We start from the raw sequence: 17,611 nt of genomic DNA on the forward strand, positions 1-17,611 counted from the left end.
GTAGTCTTTCGCGGTAAAAAAACAAACAGATCTATTATTTTCTTATTGAATCAATTAGTTAACAGATAAGCCACATTTTCGTGGTGTTTTCTAAACGTGGTCTGTCCCCATTTACCCTTTTGTCCCTATTTACCCTTCCCATTTACCCTCCCTCCAATTTACACTACTCGCAATTCAGCTCCCGCAACTCTCTGGCTATTTTATTCCTAGCTGACTTAAAAGCTCATTAAGCTGCCTATTATCTGAAGTAGCCATTAACACCGGATCTTCATATTCATCCAGATTGTCGCGCAGCCAAAATTCATGCATCCTGACGACATGAGCTTTTACCATGGCGCCAAATTCGTCACTCGAAACAATGACCTGAAGTACTTCAGGATGTAAATTAGCTGACCAACGATCAAGCAACTCGCTAGCAAATTGCAACGCATTACCAAGCCAGTTCGATTCTACATAATCGTCAATATGAATCGAGTTGACAAAGCATTCATACCCCGTTTGATCCTCGAAGTGATTCAATCCAACACCGACACTCGACTCTTTGAAATAATCGAGCAACTCACACCCATCTTTTTTGAAAAAACCTTTTTCAATTATCGAGGACAGCTCGACAGAGGAATGCTCCGGCAGCCTCAAACTCAATAGAGCATTAGCCATTGCTGCATTATATTTCAACATCAGTTTTCTCCAAGGTATTTCTTCATGCCTTTCTCTACTGCCTTCTTGAAGTCAGGTCTCTCCAGCAACTTATTCACTGATTTCGGCGCTCCTACAAACGTGTTAGTAACTGGATCATAAATATATTTAACATTATCGACACCCTGATAATGAAGCTGGCCCGGCCGTCCGCCTGGGTCGGGATTTTCCACATCAAGCCTTTCCTTTCCCACACCTTTCCAGATAGTTTTGCTTCCGGCAAGCTTCACACCATTTGCCCCCAGCATACCGCCGGTTTTTTTGGCAATAATCAGCGATACCGCACCCTGCGCCGCAGCTTTTACTATTGGATTGTTGATATCCAGCCCAACCGCTTCGATAAATTTCTCGATAGACGGCATTGCTACCTGAGCAGTTGGTTCGGCACTCGCATCAAGATTAAACTCATGGAATGAGTTAACAATCTTTTTTAAATCTGGTGGCAAGTCCACATCGTAATCGCCACGCATGAACCCTGTCGTTGCATCATAAATATCTCGCAACGCCGCTTGGCAGCCGGTTATATCAACTGCACATACTTCTTTAAGCACCTTGTCGTTCGCCAAATGCTTCTCAAAATACTTGACTGAAACACCGTCACAAGTATTAGTTTCTTTGCACGTCGCAAGCTCATTGGCAAGCGCCTGCATTTCAGCATGATTCAGATAGTTAAACTGTGTAGCATTTGCAGTAACATCTGCTGCAACAGAAGGATCTCCATTAGTGAACGCGGCAGTTAAAACTCCAATCAACTGCGACGCAGCCATTAGCTTATTGATGCCGTTTCTATACTCAACGCTATTGCTATCAAGACCTTTGGGTAGCAAATTTTCAGCCAGAAAATCAACAAGAGCTTCGTTCGCGCCGGCAGCGATCGCTCCAGTTCGAAAATCACCTCCGGAAGCTTCCGCCATTAAGCCTCCGAGTGCGGCATGCATTACTACTTTTGACAATTTTCCATTTTCAAATACGGTGATATCGCCAATTTTGTTTGCAGTGATAGCACCACCAATGCTGACCACTGATCCTAATGCTGAGACCATCAGGTTATCTTTCAGGCTGCCCCCCATTATTGCCGTTTTAGCGAGAGCATCCGCAACAGCTTTGGTGGCGACTGACTCGACCCCAGGTATATCGAATTGAAGCTCGGTCGGGACATATCCGAATTTCGCAGCAATTCCGGCGGTTACACCAGCAAGCACATATCCTTTCAGGCTTTCCGAGGAGAAAACCTCATGGAACGCAGCGCCAACATTTCCTTTGTTGTTAATTGTGCTTACGGCTGCAGTACTTGCCATCGAAGTCAGGACCGCCGATGCAATGATATTACCCAGCCCGGCAGCAGTCGTTGCAGTTGCTGCTGCCATCGTGCTCCCCATTGCGGTGGCTGATGTTGCACCCAGAGATCCACTTACAGAAGCCACTGCGGTACTTGCAGCGCCAGCTGTGATGACGCTGACAATGATAATTACAGCCAGCATTGCCGCTGGCCCCATTCCTGAATTGCTGTATTTAAAGGAGTCGTGGGTTTCTTTTACCAAGCGCCAATCGACATCGCCGCGCTTTTCCGCATCTTTGAGCCAAGCCAAACCTGGATCAGCCTTGACCATCGCGTCAATCGTTTGGCTGACGGTATTCTGATTGACATCCTTTATATCGATATCCAATCCGTTAACAGCATCAATAACCAAACCTCCGCTTGCCAAGAGCTCCGTTTGGCGCAGAGTCTCATCAGTCGTTCCCCTGCCTTTGGAGGAGCTCCAAGCCATACTATTTCGACTTTTTTCATGGCTCTCTTGGTGGAGGTCTTTCACGCCTTCAAACGTAATTTTTCCACCACTGACCAAATTCAAGCTTTCACCACTTTCCAGCTTGGCTGCCTGATAGCGCTGATCACCTCCACTCAAAAGCGTGAGCTTTCCTCCCGTAGAAATTTCCGTACCGATATTAAGTATGCTGGTTACTTCATCTCTCTTGGTTTGGCTACTACCGAAGCTTCCTTTCTTCTTCTTGTCGTACAGCGAATAGTCGCTATCTTGAGCAGCCAAAACCTCCAAATTTCCGCCTGCAACCAAATAAGCTTCGTCACCCGCAGCAATACGACTGGACACCAACGTCATGTCTTCACCCGCATTCATGGTTATGCTGCCACCAGCATTAATAATGGATGCAACCTGACTGACATGATCCTCCTGTCGAGTTACCTTTTTGGTTTTGGAGTACGAATGACTCTCGTCAGCCGCGGAGGATATGAGCATATTGTCAGTAGCGGTTATGGATAAATCACGCTTCGCGGTTATATCACTAGCAATTACCGCAATATCCCGACCACTTTTCAGCGTCAGATCCCGTCCAACATCAATTGTTGCTCCGAGCTGGGTGATGGTTTCATTAGTATTGCGGTATTTGATATCTGAACTACGCTCTGCGACGGCCAATATGTTGATATCACGGGTGGCATCGATGTACATATCGCCTCCGCTTTTCAACACGCCTCCCGAATTGGAGAAATCACGACCTGCCGATATTGTCAGTTCATTAGCAGACTCGATTCTTGCAGCTGAATCAGCAAAATCGCGATGTTTAGTATTTCCCTCGGTATCTATGCCCGTTACTGTGCGTTCGTTGATAACGTCCCCATCAATTGCAATCAGGTTCACATCGCGCCCGGTGATGATCCCGCCGGACTTGTTGACGATATTGTTGGTCGCCAGCAGATCAAGACGGGTGCCCGCTTCGATCACTCCACTGTTGACCAGATCCTTGCCCGCCGTCGCCGACAGATTATTCGTCGCCTTCAACGTCCCGACGTTATCCAGGTTTTCACCGGCAATCAGCGTCACATCATTACCGGCAATCAGCGCCCCGGTAGGACCCAGACGACCATTGGCCTGCGCCAGATAAACCACCGGCACCAGCACTTTCTCACCGTTCACTTCGTGCTCTTCGAGCCAGACGATGTCGTGGGTCAGCGCGGCGACTTGCTGCGAGGTGAGGCCGACGCCTACCGACAGGTTGAGTGCATCCTTGCTGGCGATGGCGTTGTTCATCAGGTACTTGAACATGCCCTCGTTGGAGGTCTGGCCGTCGATGAACGCCTGGCCGGTGCGGGCGGTGACGGCTTGCTGGATCAGGCGTTGTTCGTAGAAGCCGTCGCCGAGACGCTTGGCGCTCTGGTCGGGGTCGTAGCCGAGTTTTTCCAGCAGGTAGTCGGAGCTCATGAACGACTTGAGGTCGGTCAGCACCGGGTTGGTTTCGATCAGGTATTTGTGCGCGTTGGACGGCGCCTTGGTGTCCGGCAGACCGGTGACACGGGTCACCGGACGGGTGTTGATCGACTCCATGGCGTCGTTGCCACGGTCTTTCATGCCCGGGCCGGCGGGTTTCACCGGCACGTTGACGTCGACCGTGCTGGCCACGGCCTGCACGACACTCGGGGTGCGGTGGAACGTATCCACTGCGCGCGTACTGTCGGAGACTGCGGGCGGTGCATCAATGAAAAGATTGCGCGGGCCGCCGCTGCTTCCGGCTACTACGTGTGCCTCGGTAGTGACGGTTTGCCCACCTACGGTCCAGGTTGGCGCCGGGCCGGTCGCGGCGACTGGCGCGGTATCAGCGGCGCCCTGCCCGCTCAAGCGGAACAGACCATTCTCCCCGGTTGGCAGGGAGAAGCCTGGTAGGGATAGCGGGTTGACCTGCTGTTGGGCGAGGTCCGGCGGCAGTTGGCTGTTGATGCGGATAACGGTGGTGCCGGTGTTGCCGACGTTGGTGTTGCCAACTTTATTGGTACCGCCGGTAGAGCCGTAATCCTCGTGGATCACGCTGTTCTGCAGTTCCTTGGTAGCGGTGATCGAGACATTGCCGCCGGCCTGAATGACCGCGTTGCGACCCGCGACTGGACTGGTGCCGTCAGTGGCGACTTCTTTGTCAGAGGTCAGTGTGAAGCCCTGCAGTCTGGTCGGCATGTCGACCAGGTTATTCGGATCATATTGCGATTGCGGACTGGTGTTACCCCAGGAATAACCGGACAGGGTGAGGTCGCCCACCGACTTGTTTGTTACCGAATCCTTGATCACGACCACTCGGGTCAGACCACCATCGTGGCCGGGCTCCCGCCCCGTTGCCGAGGTAACGACGCCTTGAGCAAAGTTCCCGGTTCCATCGATGTAATAGACGTTCGGAAAGTCAGGGTTATTGCGTTGGTTGTACGCCACCACCTCAGGCATGAAGACATTGAACGAGCCCGAGTCGATCGCGCCGGTACGGAAGATTCGGGTGCGTTCGATGCTGCCACTCACCGCACCGACGTTCCGCATATTGTTGGCGTTGATGGTGATGTTGCCAGAAGCGCTGAGCGTACTTTTGCTGTTGAGGAATTCACCGCCGTTAAAGATGAAATCGCCACCAGCCGTCAGCAACGACGAAGCCGTGGTGTCATTGTCCTGCCCGCCTTCGAAGACTTCGTGGGCAATCAGATTGACGTCGTAGGTGCCACCGGAACAGTCGCCGCACTGAACGCCGATGAATCCGGAAACTAGCTTACGATTCAGGGCGAAGCTCTGCGTACCGTCGTCTCCCGAGGTGCGGTTGGCGAAGTTGGCTGCGTCAATCTTGAAGGTCTTGCCGCTCTCCATCGAACCGGACAGGTTCGACACCTGACTAGCCTGTGCGGTCCCGTAACCCTTGATGGTCACATTCCCCAACCCGTAGAAATCACCGTTCTGGTTGGTCAGATTGCCCACACTCAGCGTCATGTCGTTGCCGCTGAATATCAGCCCGCGATCATTAAGCAACGAAGACGTGTTGATGTTCAGGTTCTGCGCCGCACCCAAGGTGCCGTAGTTGGTCACACTACCGGCATTGACGGTCAGGTCTTCGCCGGAAGTGATGCGCCCGGAGTTGATGAGGGCCCCGCCCACACTGATGGTCGAGGTCGCACCCGCGGCAAAACTGCCGCTCGCGCCGATGTTCATCTGTGCAGCAGAGAGGTAGGTTCCACGCTGGCTCGACAGTCGGCCATTGCCGCTGTAGCCGCCGCTCAACTGCATGTCGATCAAGCCATCACTGGCGATCAAGCCGTCGTTGGTCCAGTTGCCGCCTCGCACCTGCAACACATCCGAGGCCAGCAATTTGCCGTTGGCACTCTGGCTGAACTGCCGGACATTGACATTCAAGGTTCCGGCCTGAATCACGCTGGAGTTGTTCCAGGTATCGGCATTGAGTTCCAGCAGCCCACCAGTGGTGATGCTGCCACCCGCACCGATCACATTGGCCGTGGCGATTTCGAACTTGCCGCGGCCGACGTGGTTGAGTTGCCCGCCGTCATTGAGGAAGTTGCCAACGTTGACGGTCATGTCGGTGTTTGCGGTTTCCAGCACGCCGTTGCGGTTGTCGAGTTGGCCGCCGATCTGCAAATCGGTCTTGCCCCAGTTGCCCAGCGAACGCAGACGACCATTCTGGTTGTTGACGCTGGCCGCTTTGACGGTGAGTTGCGTGTTGCTTTCAATGACACCCGCAACGTTGTTCAGTGCGCCGCTGAGGCCGAAGTCGATGCGCTCGCCGGCGATCTGCCCGGCGCCGTTGTCCAGGCTGGTGCCGCTGACGCTCACCAGACCTTTGGCATAAAGCACACCGATGCGGTTATCGAATCCGGCGGTGGCGATGTTCGCGTCTGTCGCTTGCGCGGAGATGCGTCCGCCGTTGTTGTCCAGCCCCGCCAATGCCGTCAGCTTCAGACCTTGCGCCTGAATGATGCCGCCCTGGCGGTTGTTGTTGAGGTCGTAGCCATTACGCAGCACACCCACCGTCCGCGCTTCGAGTGCGCCTTTGATGCTGGACAGGATGCCGCCGCGGTTATCGATGTTGGCGGCGTTGACGCTCACATCACCGTTTTGCGCGATGACTTTGCCGCTCTGGTTGTCGAGATTGCCGCTGACATCGAGGGTCAGGGCGTTTGCACTTTGCAACGCGCCTTTGCCATTGTTCAGGCTCGCCGCCTTCAGTTGCAGAGCTGCGTTCTGACTGTAGATCAAGCCGTCAGCATTGTTGCGCACCGCGCCGCTGGCGGTGATTTGCAGCAGATCATTGGCGGCGATGGTGCCCTTGTTGCTGTTGTCCAGTGAGCCGGTCGATAGCTCCAGGTTCTTCTGGCTGGCGAGTTGACCGTTCTGGTTACTCAGGTCGGTCACGCCTTTGATCTGCACCGGGCCTGCACCGGCCAATCGGCCGCCGTTGTTGTCGAGGTCGCCGCTGAGGTTGAGGGTGATCGCGTCGTTACTGGCGATCTGGCCGCCACTGTTGTCCAGTCGCGAAACCGTGGCGTTGATCGCCTGCTGCGCATTGATCGCGCCGTCGACGTTGGTCAGCGCCATGCTCAGCAGATCCAGCGCACCGTCGCTGGCGATCAAGCCGCCCTGACTGTTATTGAGCGCGCCGTTCAGCGTCAGGCTCTGCCCTGCTCCGCTGCTCAGAATGCCTTTGTTGCTGTTATCGAGGCTGCCGGCCTTGACGGTCAGGCTGCCCTCGGCAACCAGTGCACCGGCGCCACTGTTGAGCAACGCGTCCTGGAGCTCGACCGCGACATCACCGAATTTGCTCGAGAGTGTGCCGCTGTCGCGGTTGTCGAGACTGTTGCCGCTGACGCTCAACCCTTTCCAGCCGGACAGCAAGCCCTTCTGGTTGGTCAGTGTGGTGCCACGCAGCAACAGTTTTTCGCCGCTGATCAACTTGCCGGCGTTGTTGTTCACGGCACGAGCGATGACGTCGAAACTCAGGTTGCTGGAGATCTCACCGCGCTGGTTGTTCAGGTCGCGCAGGCGCTTGAGGGTCAGCGGGCCTTTGGCGGTGAGCAGGCCGCTCTGGTTGTCGAGATCGCCATTGGCCAGGTCCAGCGTGATGGCTTGGTCGCCCAACAGGCGGCCGCCGTTCTGGGTCAACGAAGTCAGGGTCAGATTGATGTCACCCGCGGCGGAGACTTCACCGCCATTGCTGGAGTCGAGACTGGTCGCGGTCAGCTTCAGATTGCCCTTGCTGTTGATCAAACCACTGTCACGGTTGTTCAGCGCCATCGCATTGAGCGTGACCGCGCTGACACCCAGCAGCGTGCCGCTCTGGTTATTCAGATCGGCGTTGCTGATGTTCAGCGCCTGCGCGGCACTGATCAGGCCGCTGGCATCGTTGCGCAGCAGGCCATCGACCGTGAGCTCAAGATCGCCACGGCTGACCAGGCTGCCACCGCTGTTGTTCAGGCTGCCTGCCCGCGCATCAATCGACGCCGCGCCGATCAGGCCCTTGACGTTGTCCAGCGCGTTGGCGATGCGCAGGGTCAGGCCCTGATTGCTCAAGAGTTTGCCGTTGCTGTTGTCCAGGCTCTGCGCGGTCAGGGTGAACGCTTCAGTGCTGGAGATCGTGCCGCCCTGGTTGTTGACACCGTTGAGTTGCTTGAGCAGCAGAGTGCCGGGCGCGCTGATCACGCCGTTGATGTTGTTCAACTGGCCGTGGTTCAGGTCCAGGCTCAGGCGCGTGTTGCTGAGCAGCTTGCCGCCCTGTTGATCGAAGCCTGTCACCGACGCGGTCAGTGCGCCCTGGCTGCCGATACTGCCGGCATCGCTGTTGGTGACCTGGCCGGCGACGAGATCGAGCGTGTCGGCGCTGCTCAGCGAACCGCTGCTGTTATCGAAGTCACCGGTCGCGACCGTGACCGCGCCTTTGCCGCTGACGGTGCCCTTCTGCCGGTTATCCAGACCGGTACTTTTGAGCACGAGGAGGCCATCGGTGACGATCCGCCCGCCTTGGTTATCGACCTTGCCAGTGCTGTCGAGGGTGAGATCTGCAGCGCTGGACAGGCTGCCGCCAGTGTTGCTCAGTTGCGCGGAAGTGAAGGTCAGCGCGCCTTCGCTGCTGACTTTACCGAGGTGATTGGTGAAGTCGCCGCTGAGGTTCAGCAGCGTGTCCTGCTGGCTGAGCAACTCACCGCCGCTGTTGTCCAGCGTATGGCCTTGGAGCTTCAGCAGCGTGCCCGTATCGATCAGGCCTTTGTTGCGGTTGAGCAACTGATCGACCGTAAGCGTCAGTGCCTTGCTGGTGAAAACCTTGCCGCCATCGCTGTTATCGAGTCTTTTACCGGTCAGCAGCAGATCGCTGTTGGTGGTGATTTCACCGCCACGGTTGTCCAGTTCATCGACCGTCAGGGTCATGGCCTTGGTCGAACCGAGCAAGCCACCGTGGCGATTGTCGAGGGTCTCGGCGCTGAGGTTGAGCACACCGGTGGCGATCAGTTGAGCGTCCTGGTTGTTCAGGCTTTTTACCTGAATGGACGCATCGGACTTGCCGGCAATGCTGCCCTGCTGGTTGACCAGCGTATCGGCGGTCAGCATCAGTTCACCATCGGCAATGAGAGTGCCGGACTGGTTGTTCAAGGTCTTGTTGGTGGTCAGCACCAGTGGGCCGCGACTGCTGATCAAGCCATCCTGGTTGTCGAGGCTCACGGAATGGCTATCGAGTGCCGCCGCAGAAATCACGCCTTTGAGGTTATTCAGCGCTGCCGCAATGCGCAGCGTCAGCCCTTGCTGGCTGATCAACTTGCCGTTGCTGTTGTCCAGGTCATTGGCCGCGAGGGTGAATGCTTGCTGGCTGGAGATTTCGCCGCTGTGGTTGTTCACGCCATTGAGGTTTTTCAGCAGCAGCGTGCCGGGCGCGTTGATCAAACCGTTCTGGTTGTTCAACTGACCGTTGTTCAGATCAAGGGTCAGGTCTGCCTTGCTGAACAGCTCGCCATCCTGCTGATCCAGCCCGGTGACCGATACGTTCAACGCTTGCTGGCTGGCAATCCGGCCAGTGGCGTTGTTGACCTGAGCGGCCTTGAGCGTCAGAGACGCTTCACTGGTGAGTTTGCCGCCCAGGCTGTTGTCGAAGTCGCCGGTATCGACATGACTGGCGCCTTTGGCACTGATCAAACCTTTCTGGCTGTTATCGAGACTGGCGCTGGTCAGGGTCAACGTGTTGTCGGTGCCGATCGAACCCGCCCGATTGAGTACCAGGCCACGGCTGGTTACCGACAAGACGCCGGCTGTGCTCAGGCTACCGGCACTGTTGTCGAATCGGCCGAGATTGGCCGTCAGCGTGCCCTCGCTGCTGATAGTGCCCTGCGCGTTGATCAGGGCATCGTCGAGGGTAATCACCAGGCCGTTGAGGCTGTTGAGGCGACCGCCGCTGTTATCCAGGCTGCTGCCAGTAAGCGTGGTTGCGCCCTTGGCGCTGATCAGGCCTTTATTCAGGTTGATCAGTTCCGCCACGGCGAGGCCCAGATCGGTGCCGGCCAGCAGCTTGCCGCTGTCGCTGTTGTCCAGGCGCTGGCCTTTGATGTTCAGCAGCAGACTGCTGGAGATTTCGCCGTTACGGTTGTCGATGTCGTCGACAGTCAGGGTCAGCACTTTTGTGGTGCCGACCAGACCGCCATTGCGGTTGTCGAGCGTCTTGCCGGTCAGGCTCAGATTGCCCTGAGCGACCAGCGCACCACCCTGCTGTTGCAGCAACCCGATGGCCGCAGTCAGATCGCCTTGGCTGGAGATCCGACCTGCGGCGTTTTGCACTTCGCCCGCGTTGAGGCTGACCGGACCGACCGCACTGATGAGTCCGCCGCTGTTGTCCAGACGTGTACCGGCGTAAGCGATACCGGACTTGCCGGTGATCTGGCCCTTGTCGCGGCTGTCCAGGCGATCGACGTTGAGCGTCAGTTGCTGATCAGCCTGGATCACGCCGGCACGGTTGTCCGCGGTATCGCTGCGCAGTGCCAGGGTGGTTTTACCGATGAGTTTGCCGTCGCGGTTGTCGAGGCTGCCGGCTTGCGCATCGATGGCGCCCTTGGCGGTGATCTCGCCTTTGTTGCGGTTGTCGAGTGCGCCGCGCAGACGCACGGTCAGGCTACCGTCGCTGACGAGCACACCGCCATCGCGGTTATCCAGGCTGGCCGCCTGCAGACTCACCCACTGGCCGGAGCCGAGCACGCCATCACGGTTGTCCAGCGCGCCGCTGAGGTCGATATTCAGCCCCAGATCGCCGAGGATCTGACCGCTGCGGTTGTTCACCGTTGCCGCGTTGAGCCGGGTGACGCCGCTGCTGGAAAACTCGCCGTTGCTGTTGTCCAGTTGACCGAAACTACCGGTCAGATTGCCCGAGCTATGGATCACCCCTTGAGTGTTGAATAGCTGATTGGCGGTGACGTTCAGCGTCGCATTACCGAGCACGCGGCCGCTGTTGCGGTTGTCCAGCGTGCCCGCCGTGATCGCCGTGGTTTGTCCGCTGAGCGTACCGCCCTGGTTGTTCAGGGTTTGCGCGGTGCTGACGGTGAGATTGCGGCTCGCCACCAGACTCTTGCCGCTGTTGTCGAGGTACTGCGCATTCAGGCTCAGATCACCGTTGGCGTTGCGACTGCCGTCGGCGTTGACCCCGGCCTCAATGACGCCGGCGTTGGTCAGTTGACCGCCGGCACTAAGGGCGATGCTGTCGCGGGCGGCGAGTGTCTGGCGGTTGATCAGGTTGCCCTGGGTCTGCACATTCAACGCGGTACCGGCATACACCGGCCCGCGCGCATCGAGACTGGCCGCCTTGACGTTGACCGCACCGGTCGCCGAGGTATCAACCAGGCTCAATTGACCATTGGCATCAAGCTGAATATCGCCACCGCTGGCGATCAGTTTGCCGTCGAGCTTCACCCCGACCCCGGCCTCGGTGCCGACCAGTTTGATCGCCCCGGCATACATCCCGCCCAGCGCCGACGAGTCGATCGCCAGTTGCGGCTTGGCGCTGCCATCATCGGCGCGGGCCGTGGCGCTCAAGGTTTGCGCGTTGACGTCGTTGCGCCCGGCGACGATGGTCAGGTTCTGCGCCTGCAGTTGCGCGTTGATCTTCGCACTGCGGGTGATGATTTCGAAACGGTCGACGTTGCTCGCGTTGAGGCCGGCGCCTTCGATGGCGACGCTGCCCTGGTCGACCTGGAAGCGATCCAGACGGCCGTTATCCAGCACCGGTTTGCCGGTGGTCAGCGTTACGCGCGGCGCGTTGATGAAGCCGCAACCATTACAGGTGATGCCATACGGGTTGGCCACGATCACCCGCGCCGACTGCCCCGCCACTTCGGTGTAACCGCGCAACTGGCTCGGGTTGCCGCTGATGACTTCGTTGAGAATCACTTGCGCCGAGCCACTGTTTTTCAGGTTCGGGTTGCCGATGATGTGGCCGGCCAACTGGGTGTTCGAGGTCTGCGCCGAGCCGTTGTTGAGGATGACGCCCTGCGTGCTGACGTTGTAATCGTGAAACTGGTTGTGCGACAGCCCGCTGCCGTTGGGCGTGGCAATGTTGATGATCGGCACGCCATTGCCGGCCCGATCCAGCGAGGTGTTCGGGTTGGCCACGACAATGCCGTCGGCCTGCGCCCACATCGGCTGCCAGAACATGACGTTCGCCAGCAGGAACGCCAGCCCGCGTTTGGGCATGCCCAAGAACAACTCACGGTTTTTTACGGCCGCAGAAGGCTGGCCTGCAAGGAAGGCGAACTGGCGAACATCCATGTCGATGGTCTCGAAGAATTTGAATTAGATGAAAAAGTCGAGGCGGAAATAAATCGGCGCTTCACGCTCGGTCAGCACATCCGGGCGTTCGAGGGAATGGGCAAAGGTCACGCTGGCAGCCACGTGTTGACCACGGGCGAACAGTTCCAGCGAGTTGCTCGACATGCGTCCGTGCTGATCGCCGTTGTAGCGGTCGCCGCGAATCACGCCCTGGTCGTAGCCGAGGCTGGTACCGTATTCAGCGAACACCGGGCGCAGCCACTCGGCGCTGACCGGACGGCTCCAGCGCAGGTCGTTGCGCCAGTAACCGCCGCTGTCGCCAGACAGCGACTGATCCTTGTAGCCACGGATCGACGACAGTCCACCGAGGCTGGTGCGCTGCGGACTGAACAGCACATCCTCGCTGCGCTGGCCGGTCATCAGGCTGCTGAAGCTGAAGGATTCGCCCCACAGCTTGAGCGGTTGCAGGTAGCTCAGGGTCGCGGTGTATTTGCGGTAGCGTGCGTCGGGCTCGCCGGGGCCTGGATCGTGGCTGCCCTGCGCATCGAACGCGCCGATGCCTTCCTGCATGCCGGCGTCGAAGTTGACGAAGGCGCTGCCGATGCGGCGACCGTGGTTGAAGCCGAACTGCGCTTCGCTGATGCGGTTGCTGCTCAGCTTGAGCTTGCTGTCTTCGATGAAGTTGTTGGTGCGCAGGTAGGACAGGCCGGCGCTGAGCGAGGTCTTGCTCACCGAGTCGCGATGGATCACCCGCTCGGCGCGCAGCTGATGGTTTTCGCTGTCGCCGGTCTGCTTGAAGTTGTAGCCGTTGGCGGCGATCTGCGAGCGGTAGTCGCTCTGGCTGTAGGTGTAGCTGAAGTTCCACCAGCCCCACGGCAGGTTGTAATTGAGCATGGCGTTGCTGGAGGTGTGCTGGTGGTCAGTCATTGCATCGTGACCGCCGCGCAGGCTCAACTGATCGGCCAGGCCCAGCGGGCTGTCCCAATCGAAGGTCGTGCCCCACTGCTGTTCGCCGGTGCTGCGCTGGCCGTCGTTGCTGCGCGACACTCCGGCACGCCATGGCTTCTGCGGCGTATTGGTGACCAGCACTTCACTGCCGCCGACGTTTTTGCCCGGCGCCAGCTCCATCTTGGCCTGATTGGACGGCAGGCGATTGAGCTGATCGACCATCTGCTCGATCTCGCGCAGGTTGACCAGTTCGCCGGACTTGCCGGGAAAGGCCATCGCCAGTTCGCGCTGCGAAAGCTGGCTGTTCTCGGCGCCCTTCATGCCTTCGAGTTTGCCTTCGACCACCAGCACTTTCAGGTGCCCGCCAGACAGATCCTGCTGCGGCAGGTAGGCACGGCTGGTGACCAAGCCTTTATCGATGTAATGGTCGGTGATGACCTTGAGCAGCTCGTTGAGTTGCGGCACCCCGAGGCACTGGTCGATGTAGGGCTTGAGCAGGCGGGTTTTGCCGCTGTCGGACAGACTGTCGGCGCCCTTGAGTTCGATGTCCTTGATCGGGAAACAGCGGGTATCGGTGGGCGCTGCCGGTTGCGAAGGCTTGGCATCTTTGCCGGGCAAATCCTTGAGTTCTTCCAGGCGCCGCTGTTGCTCTTCAAGCAGGCGATTCTGGCGATCGCGGATCAGGTCGGTTTCACCGGGGGTGGGTGCAGCGAAGGCAATTTGAAGCGGAGACAGGCACAGCAAAGCCACGCACAACCTCGCCACGAGGGCGGGTGGGTACATGTTCGATCCCTCGATACGGAATGACATCAAAATAGTGGCGCGATATTAGATGGCCATCATTTTGACGTCAAACAATCGTTTCAACCTTTTGTCGGGTTTGTAACAGGGATTGAACAATCGACGCGGCTGAGGTTTTCCGGGGGTAATCCTTGGTTCAGTGGGCAACGCCCAACTTCGTCGCCACGTCCTGAGGCGCCAGCAGGCGGCCATCCGCTGAACGCAATTCCAGTTTCCTGATCGGCTGCCGCTGCTGCGCATCAACCATCACCGAACCCGGCTCCCCCGGCGCATACAGGTGCTCGCCGCCCCACTGCGACAGCGCAACGATCACCGTCTGCAAGGCCTTGCCGCGTTCGGTCAGCACGTATTCCTTATAGGCACCGCCATCGGCGGCCGGCACGGTTTGCAGGATCCCCTGCTCCACCAGGCTCTTGAGCCGAGCGCTGAGCATGTTCTTGGCGATGTCCAGATTCTTCTGGAAATCGCTGAAGCGGCGAATGCCCTCCAGCGCATCGCGGATGATCAGCAGCGACCACCAGTCGCCGATCAGGTCCAGCGTACGGGCGACCGGGCAGGCGTTGCCGTGCAGGCTTTTGCGCTTCACAGGGTGTTTCTCCGTCAAATCCAGCGTGTGGTTGCATCTTACAACTGTGTTCGCGGAAAAGAACCACGCCGACAGCGCAGCACCTGCATACAAGTGGCCGCGGTCGATTGCGCGGATAGTGAATCCTGCTTTTACAGCCCCTCCCCAACGCGTACTCAAGCAAGGAGTTTCCATGAGCACATTCACTACCGATGACGGCACACAGATCTATTTCAAGGACTGGGGCAGCGGCAAGCCCGTGCTGTTCAGCCATGGCTGGCCGCTGGATGCCGACATGTGGGAATACCAGATGGAATACCTGAGCAGTCGCGGCTACCGCACGATTGCCTTCGACCGCCGTGGTTTCGGGCGCTCCGATCAACCGTGGAACGGCTATGACTACGACACCTTTGCCGACGACATCGCGCAACTGATCAAACACCTCGACCTGCGCGACGTCACGCTGGTCGGTTTCTCCATGGGCGGCGGCGACGTCAGCCGCTACATCGCCCGCCACGGCAGCGAGCGCGTTGCCGGGCTGGTACTGCTCGGTGCTGTGACGCCGCTGTTCGGCAAGAAGGCCGATTACCCGCAGGGCGTCGACGCCTCGGTGTTCGACGGGATCAAGGCCGGTCTGCTCAAGGATCGCGCGCAATTCATCGCTGATTTCGCCGCGCCGTTCTACGGCACCAATCAGGGCCAGAAAGTCTCCGACGGCGTGCTCACGCAAACCCTGAACGTCGCCCTGCTCGCCTCGCTGAAAGGCACCGTGGATTGCGTCACCGCGTTTTCGCAAACCGACTTCCGCCCGGACATGGCGAAGATCGACGTGCCGACTCTGGTAATCCACGGTGACGGCGATCAGATCGTGCCGTTCGAAACCACCGGCAAACAGGCCGCCGCGCAGATCAAGGGCGCCGAGCTGAAAGTCTACGCTGGCGCGCCCCATGGTTTTGCCGTGACCCACGCCGAGGCGCTGAATGAGGATCTGTTGGCCTTCCTCAACCGCTGACGATCATCGGCGCGACGATCGTCTGCGACGACGTGTCCGCCTGGCTCAATCCGCCATCAACGCTGCCAGTGCCAACGCGTTACCCAGCGCGGCACCACTGGCGGTGTTGTCGAAGATGCACCAGACCGCGGCGCCCTCTGCTGCCGCGACCTGCATCTGCTCTGCCAGCGCTTGCAGATAACGCTCGTTGTAGGCGCTGTGGTAGATACGTGGCGAACCGTGCAATCGCCAATAACACACACCTTGCCAGCCCTGCGCCGAACCGTCGGTACTGATCCGCGACGGATCGACCATGGCCTGGGCAATCCGATACGCCTGCAGCATCGGCGCTGCCGTTACCCATGACTCATGCCGTGGCTCAAGCACCACGGCACCGGCGAAGCGTTGGCGCAACGCCACGAAAAACGCCTCTGCGCTTGTCGGTTCAAAGGCCAGCGACGGTGGCAGTTGCACCAGCAAGCATCCCAGCCGATCGGCCAGCCCCTCGCACTGCCCGAGAAATTCGTCCAGCGCTTGATCACAGTCCCGCAGACGCCATTCATGAGTGATCTGCTTTGGCACTTTCACTGAAAAGCGAAAGCCCGGCGGCACCGAATCCGCCCAGCGCGCATAGGTCTGACGCCGATGCGGACGATAAAAAGAGCTGTTGATTTCCACGCAGTCAAACCGCGCCGCGTAACGCTGCAGATGCGTACCCTCGGCCGGAAACTGCGGCCAATACTCGCGCCCCAGACTCCAGCCCGCGCAACCGATGAACATCAAAAAAGCACCTTCGCTGCTTCACCCATGAAAATCTCCACGGTCCTCGTTCACAGATTCAGGACACAACGAAATACCTTGGGAGCTGGCTTGCCAGCGAAGGCGTCGACACCTCCACAATCGCTGCACCTGACACAACGCTTTCGCGAGCAAGCTCGCTCCCACAGGGTTCTGCGGCGCTCACAGATTTGGGACACGACGAAATACCTGTGGGAGCTGGCTTGCCAGCGAAGGCGTCGACACCTCCACAATCGCTGCACCTGACACAACGCTTTCGCGAGCAAGCTCGCTCCCACAGGGTTCTGCGGCGCTCACAGATTTGGGACACGACGAAATACCTGTGGGAGCTGGCTTGCCAGCGAAGGCGTCGACACCTCCACAATCGCTGCACCTGACACAACGCTTTCGCGAGCAAGCTCGCTCCCACAGGGTTCTGCGGCGCTCACAGATTTGGGACACGACGAAATACCTGTGGGAGCTGGCTTGCCAGCGAAGGCGTCGACACCTCCACAATCGCTGCACCTGACACAACGCTTTCGCGAGCAAGCTCGCTCCCACAGGGTTCTGCGGCGCTCACAGATTTGGGACACGACGAAATACCTGTGGGAGCTGGCTTGCCAGCGAAGGCGTCGACACCTCCACAATCGCTGCACCTGACACAACGCTTTCGCGAGCAAGCTCGCTCCCACAGGGTTCTGCGGCGCTCACAGATTTGGGACACGACGAAATACCTGTGGGAGCTGGCTTGCCAGCGAAGGCGTCGACACCTCCACAATCGCTGCACCTGACACAACGCTTTCGCGAGCAAGCTCGCTCCCACAGGGTTCTGCGGCGCTCACAGATTTGGGACACGACGAAATACCTGTGGGAGCTGGCTTGCCAGCGAAGGCGTCGACACCTCCACAATCGCTGCACCTGACACAACGCTTTCGCGAGCAAGCTCGCTCCCACAGGGTTCTGCGGCGCTCACAGATTTGGGACACGACGAAGCGCCTGCACGATTATTTTTTGCCGGGGAGGACGCTGGCCAGTACCTGCTTGGCGGCTTGCACGATCACCCCCGCCTCGTCAGGGTCGCCCTTGAGCAAGGTCGTGGCAAACTTCTTCGCCTGTTCGAGTTTGATGTGTGGCGGCAACGGCGGCACGTTGGGGTCGGTCTTGAACTCGATCAGCACCGGCACGTCCGAGGCCAATGCCTTGTCCCAAGCCGCGGCGACGTCCTCGTCGCGGTCGACGAAAATCCCTTTCAGGCCGATGGAAATG

The 17,611-nt window shown here is 58.4% G+C and carries 6 protein-coding genes and 1 pseudogene; 1 reads left to right on the plus strand and 6 read right to left on the minus strand.

Annotated elements, in window-relative coordinates:
- Positions 1 to 195 precede the first annotated feature (195 nt).
- The 4 genes from HXW87_RS19490 to HXW87_RS19505 all read right to left on the minus strand — a co-directional run bounded on the left by HXW87_RS19490 (position 196) and on the right by HXW87_RS19505 (position 14,598).
- Positions 196 to 678: a hypothetical protein gene (locus HXW87_RS19490; RefSeq protein WP_239777527.1), complete on the minus strand. Its 483-nt coding sequence runs from the start codon at positions 676 to 678 to the stop codon at positions 196 to 198.
- The gene (locus HXW87_RS19495; protein WP_239777528.1) at positions 678 to 12,263 is read right to left on the minus strand and encodes a filamentous hemagglutinin N-terminal domain-containing protein; all 11,586 of its coding nucleotides are present in this window, start codon (positions 12,261 to 12,263) and stop codon (positions 678 to 680) included. Before HXW87_RS19495 ends, HXW87_RS19490 begins: the two co-directional genes overlap by 1 nt.
- Before the next feature lie 24 nt (positions 12,264 to 12,287).
- Entirely contained in the window at positions 12,288 to 13,994 is a 1,707-nt protein-coding gene (locus HXW87_RS19500; protein ID WP_239777529.1) for a ShlB/FhaC/HecB family hemolysin secretion/activation protein, read from the minus strand.
- 154 nt (positions 13,995 to 14,148) lie between these two features.
- Positions 14,149 to 14,598, minus strand: a complete 450-nt coding sequence (locus tag HXW87_RS19505; RefSeq protein ID WP_239777530.1) for a helix-turn-helix domain-containing protein — start codon at positions 14,596 to 14,598, stop codon at positions 14,149 to 14,151.
- Between the two features lie 172 nt (positions 14,599 to 14,770).
- Here HXW87_RS19505 and HXW87_RS19510 point away from each other — a divergent pair, with 172 nt between their 5' ends.
- Positions 14,771 to 15,589 carry an alpha/beta hydrolase gene (locus HXW87_RS19510; protein WP_239777531.1) on the plus strand — a complete coding sequence of 273 codons (819 nt, stop codon included), beginning with the start codon at positions 14,771 to 14,773 and terminating at the stop codon, positions 15,587 to 15,589.
- 45 nt (positions 15,590 to 15,634) lie between these two features.
- Here HXW87_RS19510 and HXW87_RS19515 read toward each other — a convergent pair whose 3' ends face one another.
- Positions 15,635 to 16,348 (minus strand): DUF72 domain-containing protein, encoded by a 714-nt coding sequence (locus tag HXW87_RS19515; protein ID WP_131670234.1) that lies wholly within the window; start codon positions 16,346 to 16,348, stop codon positions 15,635 to 15,637.
- A 1,001-nt stretch (positions 16,349 to 17,349) separates the two neighbouring features.
- Positions 17,350 to 17,611, minus strand: a pseudogene (locus HXW87_RS19520) (thiamine pyrophosphate-requiring protein); the annotation flags it as partial.

The organism is Pseudomonas sp. Y5-11 (assembly GCF_022368695.1).
GTDB classification, from domain to species: Bacteria; Pseudomonadota; Gammaproteobacteria; order Pseudomonadales; family Pseudomonadaceae; genus Aquipseudomonas; species Aquipseudomonas parakoreensis.

Bases quoted from the DNA above. Each gene is read 5' to 3' on its own strand.
- HXW87_RS19500 (WP_239777529.1), bottom strand. From the start codon at position 13,994: ATGTACCCACCCGCCCTCGTGGCGAGGTTGTGCGTGGCTTTGCTGTGC.
- HXW87_RS19515 (WP_131670234.1), bottom strand. From the start codon at position 16,348: ATGTTCATCGGTTGCGCGGGCTGGAGTCTGGGGCGCGAGTATTGGCCG.
- HXW87_RS19495 (WP_239777528.1), bottom strand. From the start codon at position 12,263: ATGGATGTTCGCCAGTTCGCCTTCCTTGCAGGCCAGCCTTCTGCGGCC.
- HXW87_RS19490 (WP_239777527.1), bottom strand. From the start codon at position 678: ATGTTGAAATATAATGCAGCAATGGCTAATGCTCTATTGAGTTTGAGG.
- HXW87_RS19510 (WP_239777531.1), top strand. From the start codon at position 14,771: ATGAGCACATTCACTACCGATGACGGCACACAGATCTATTTCAAGGAC.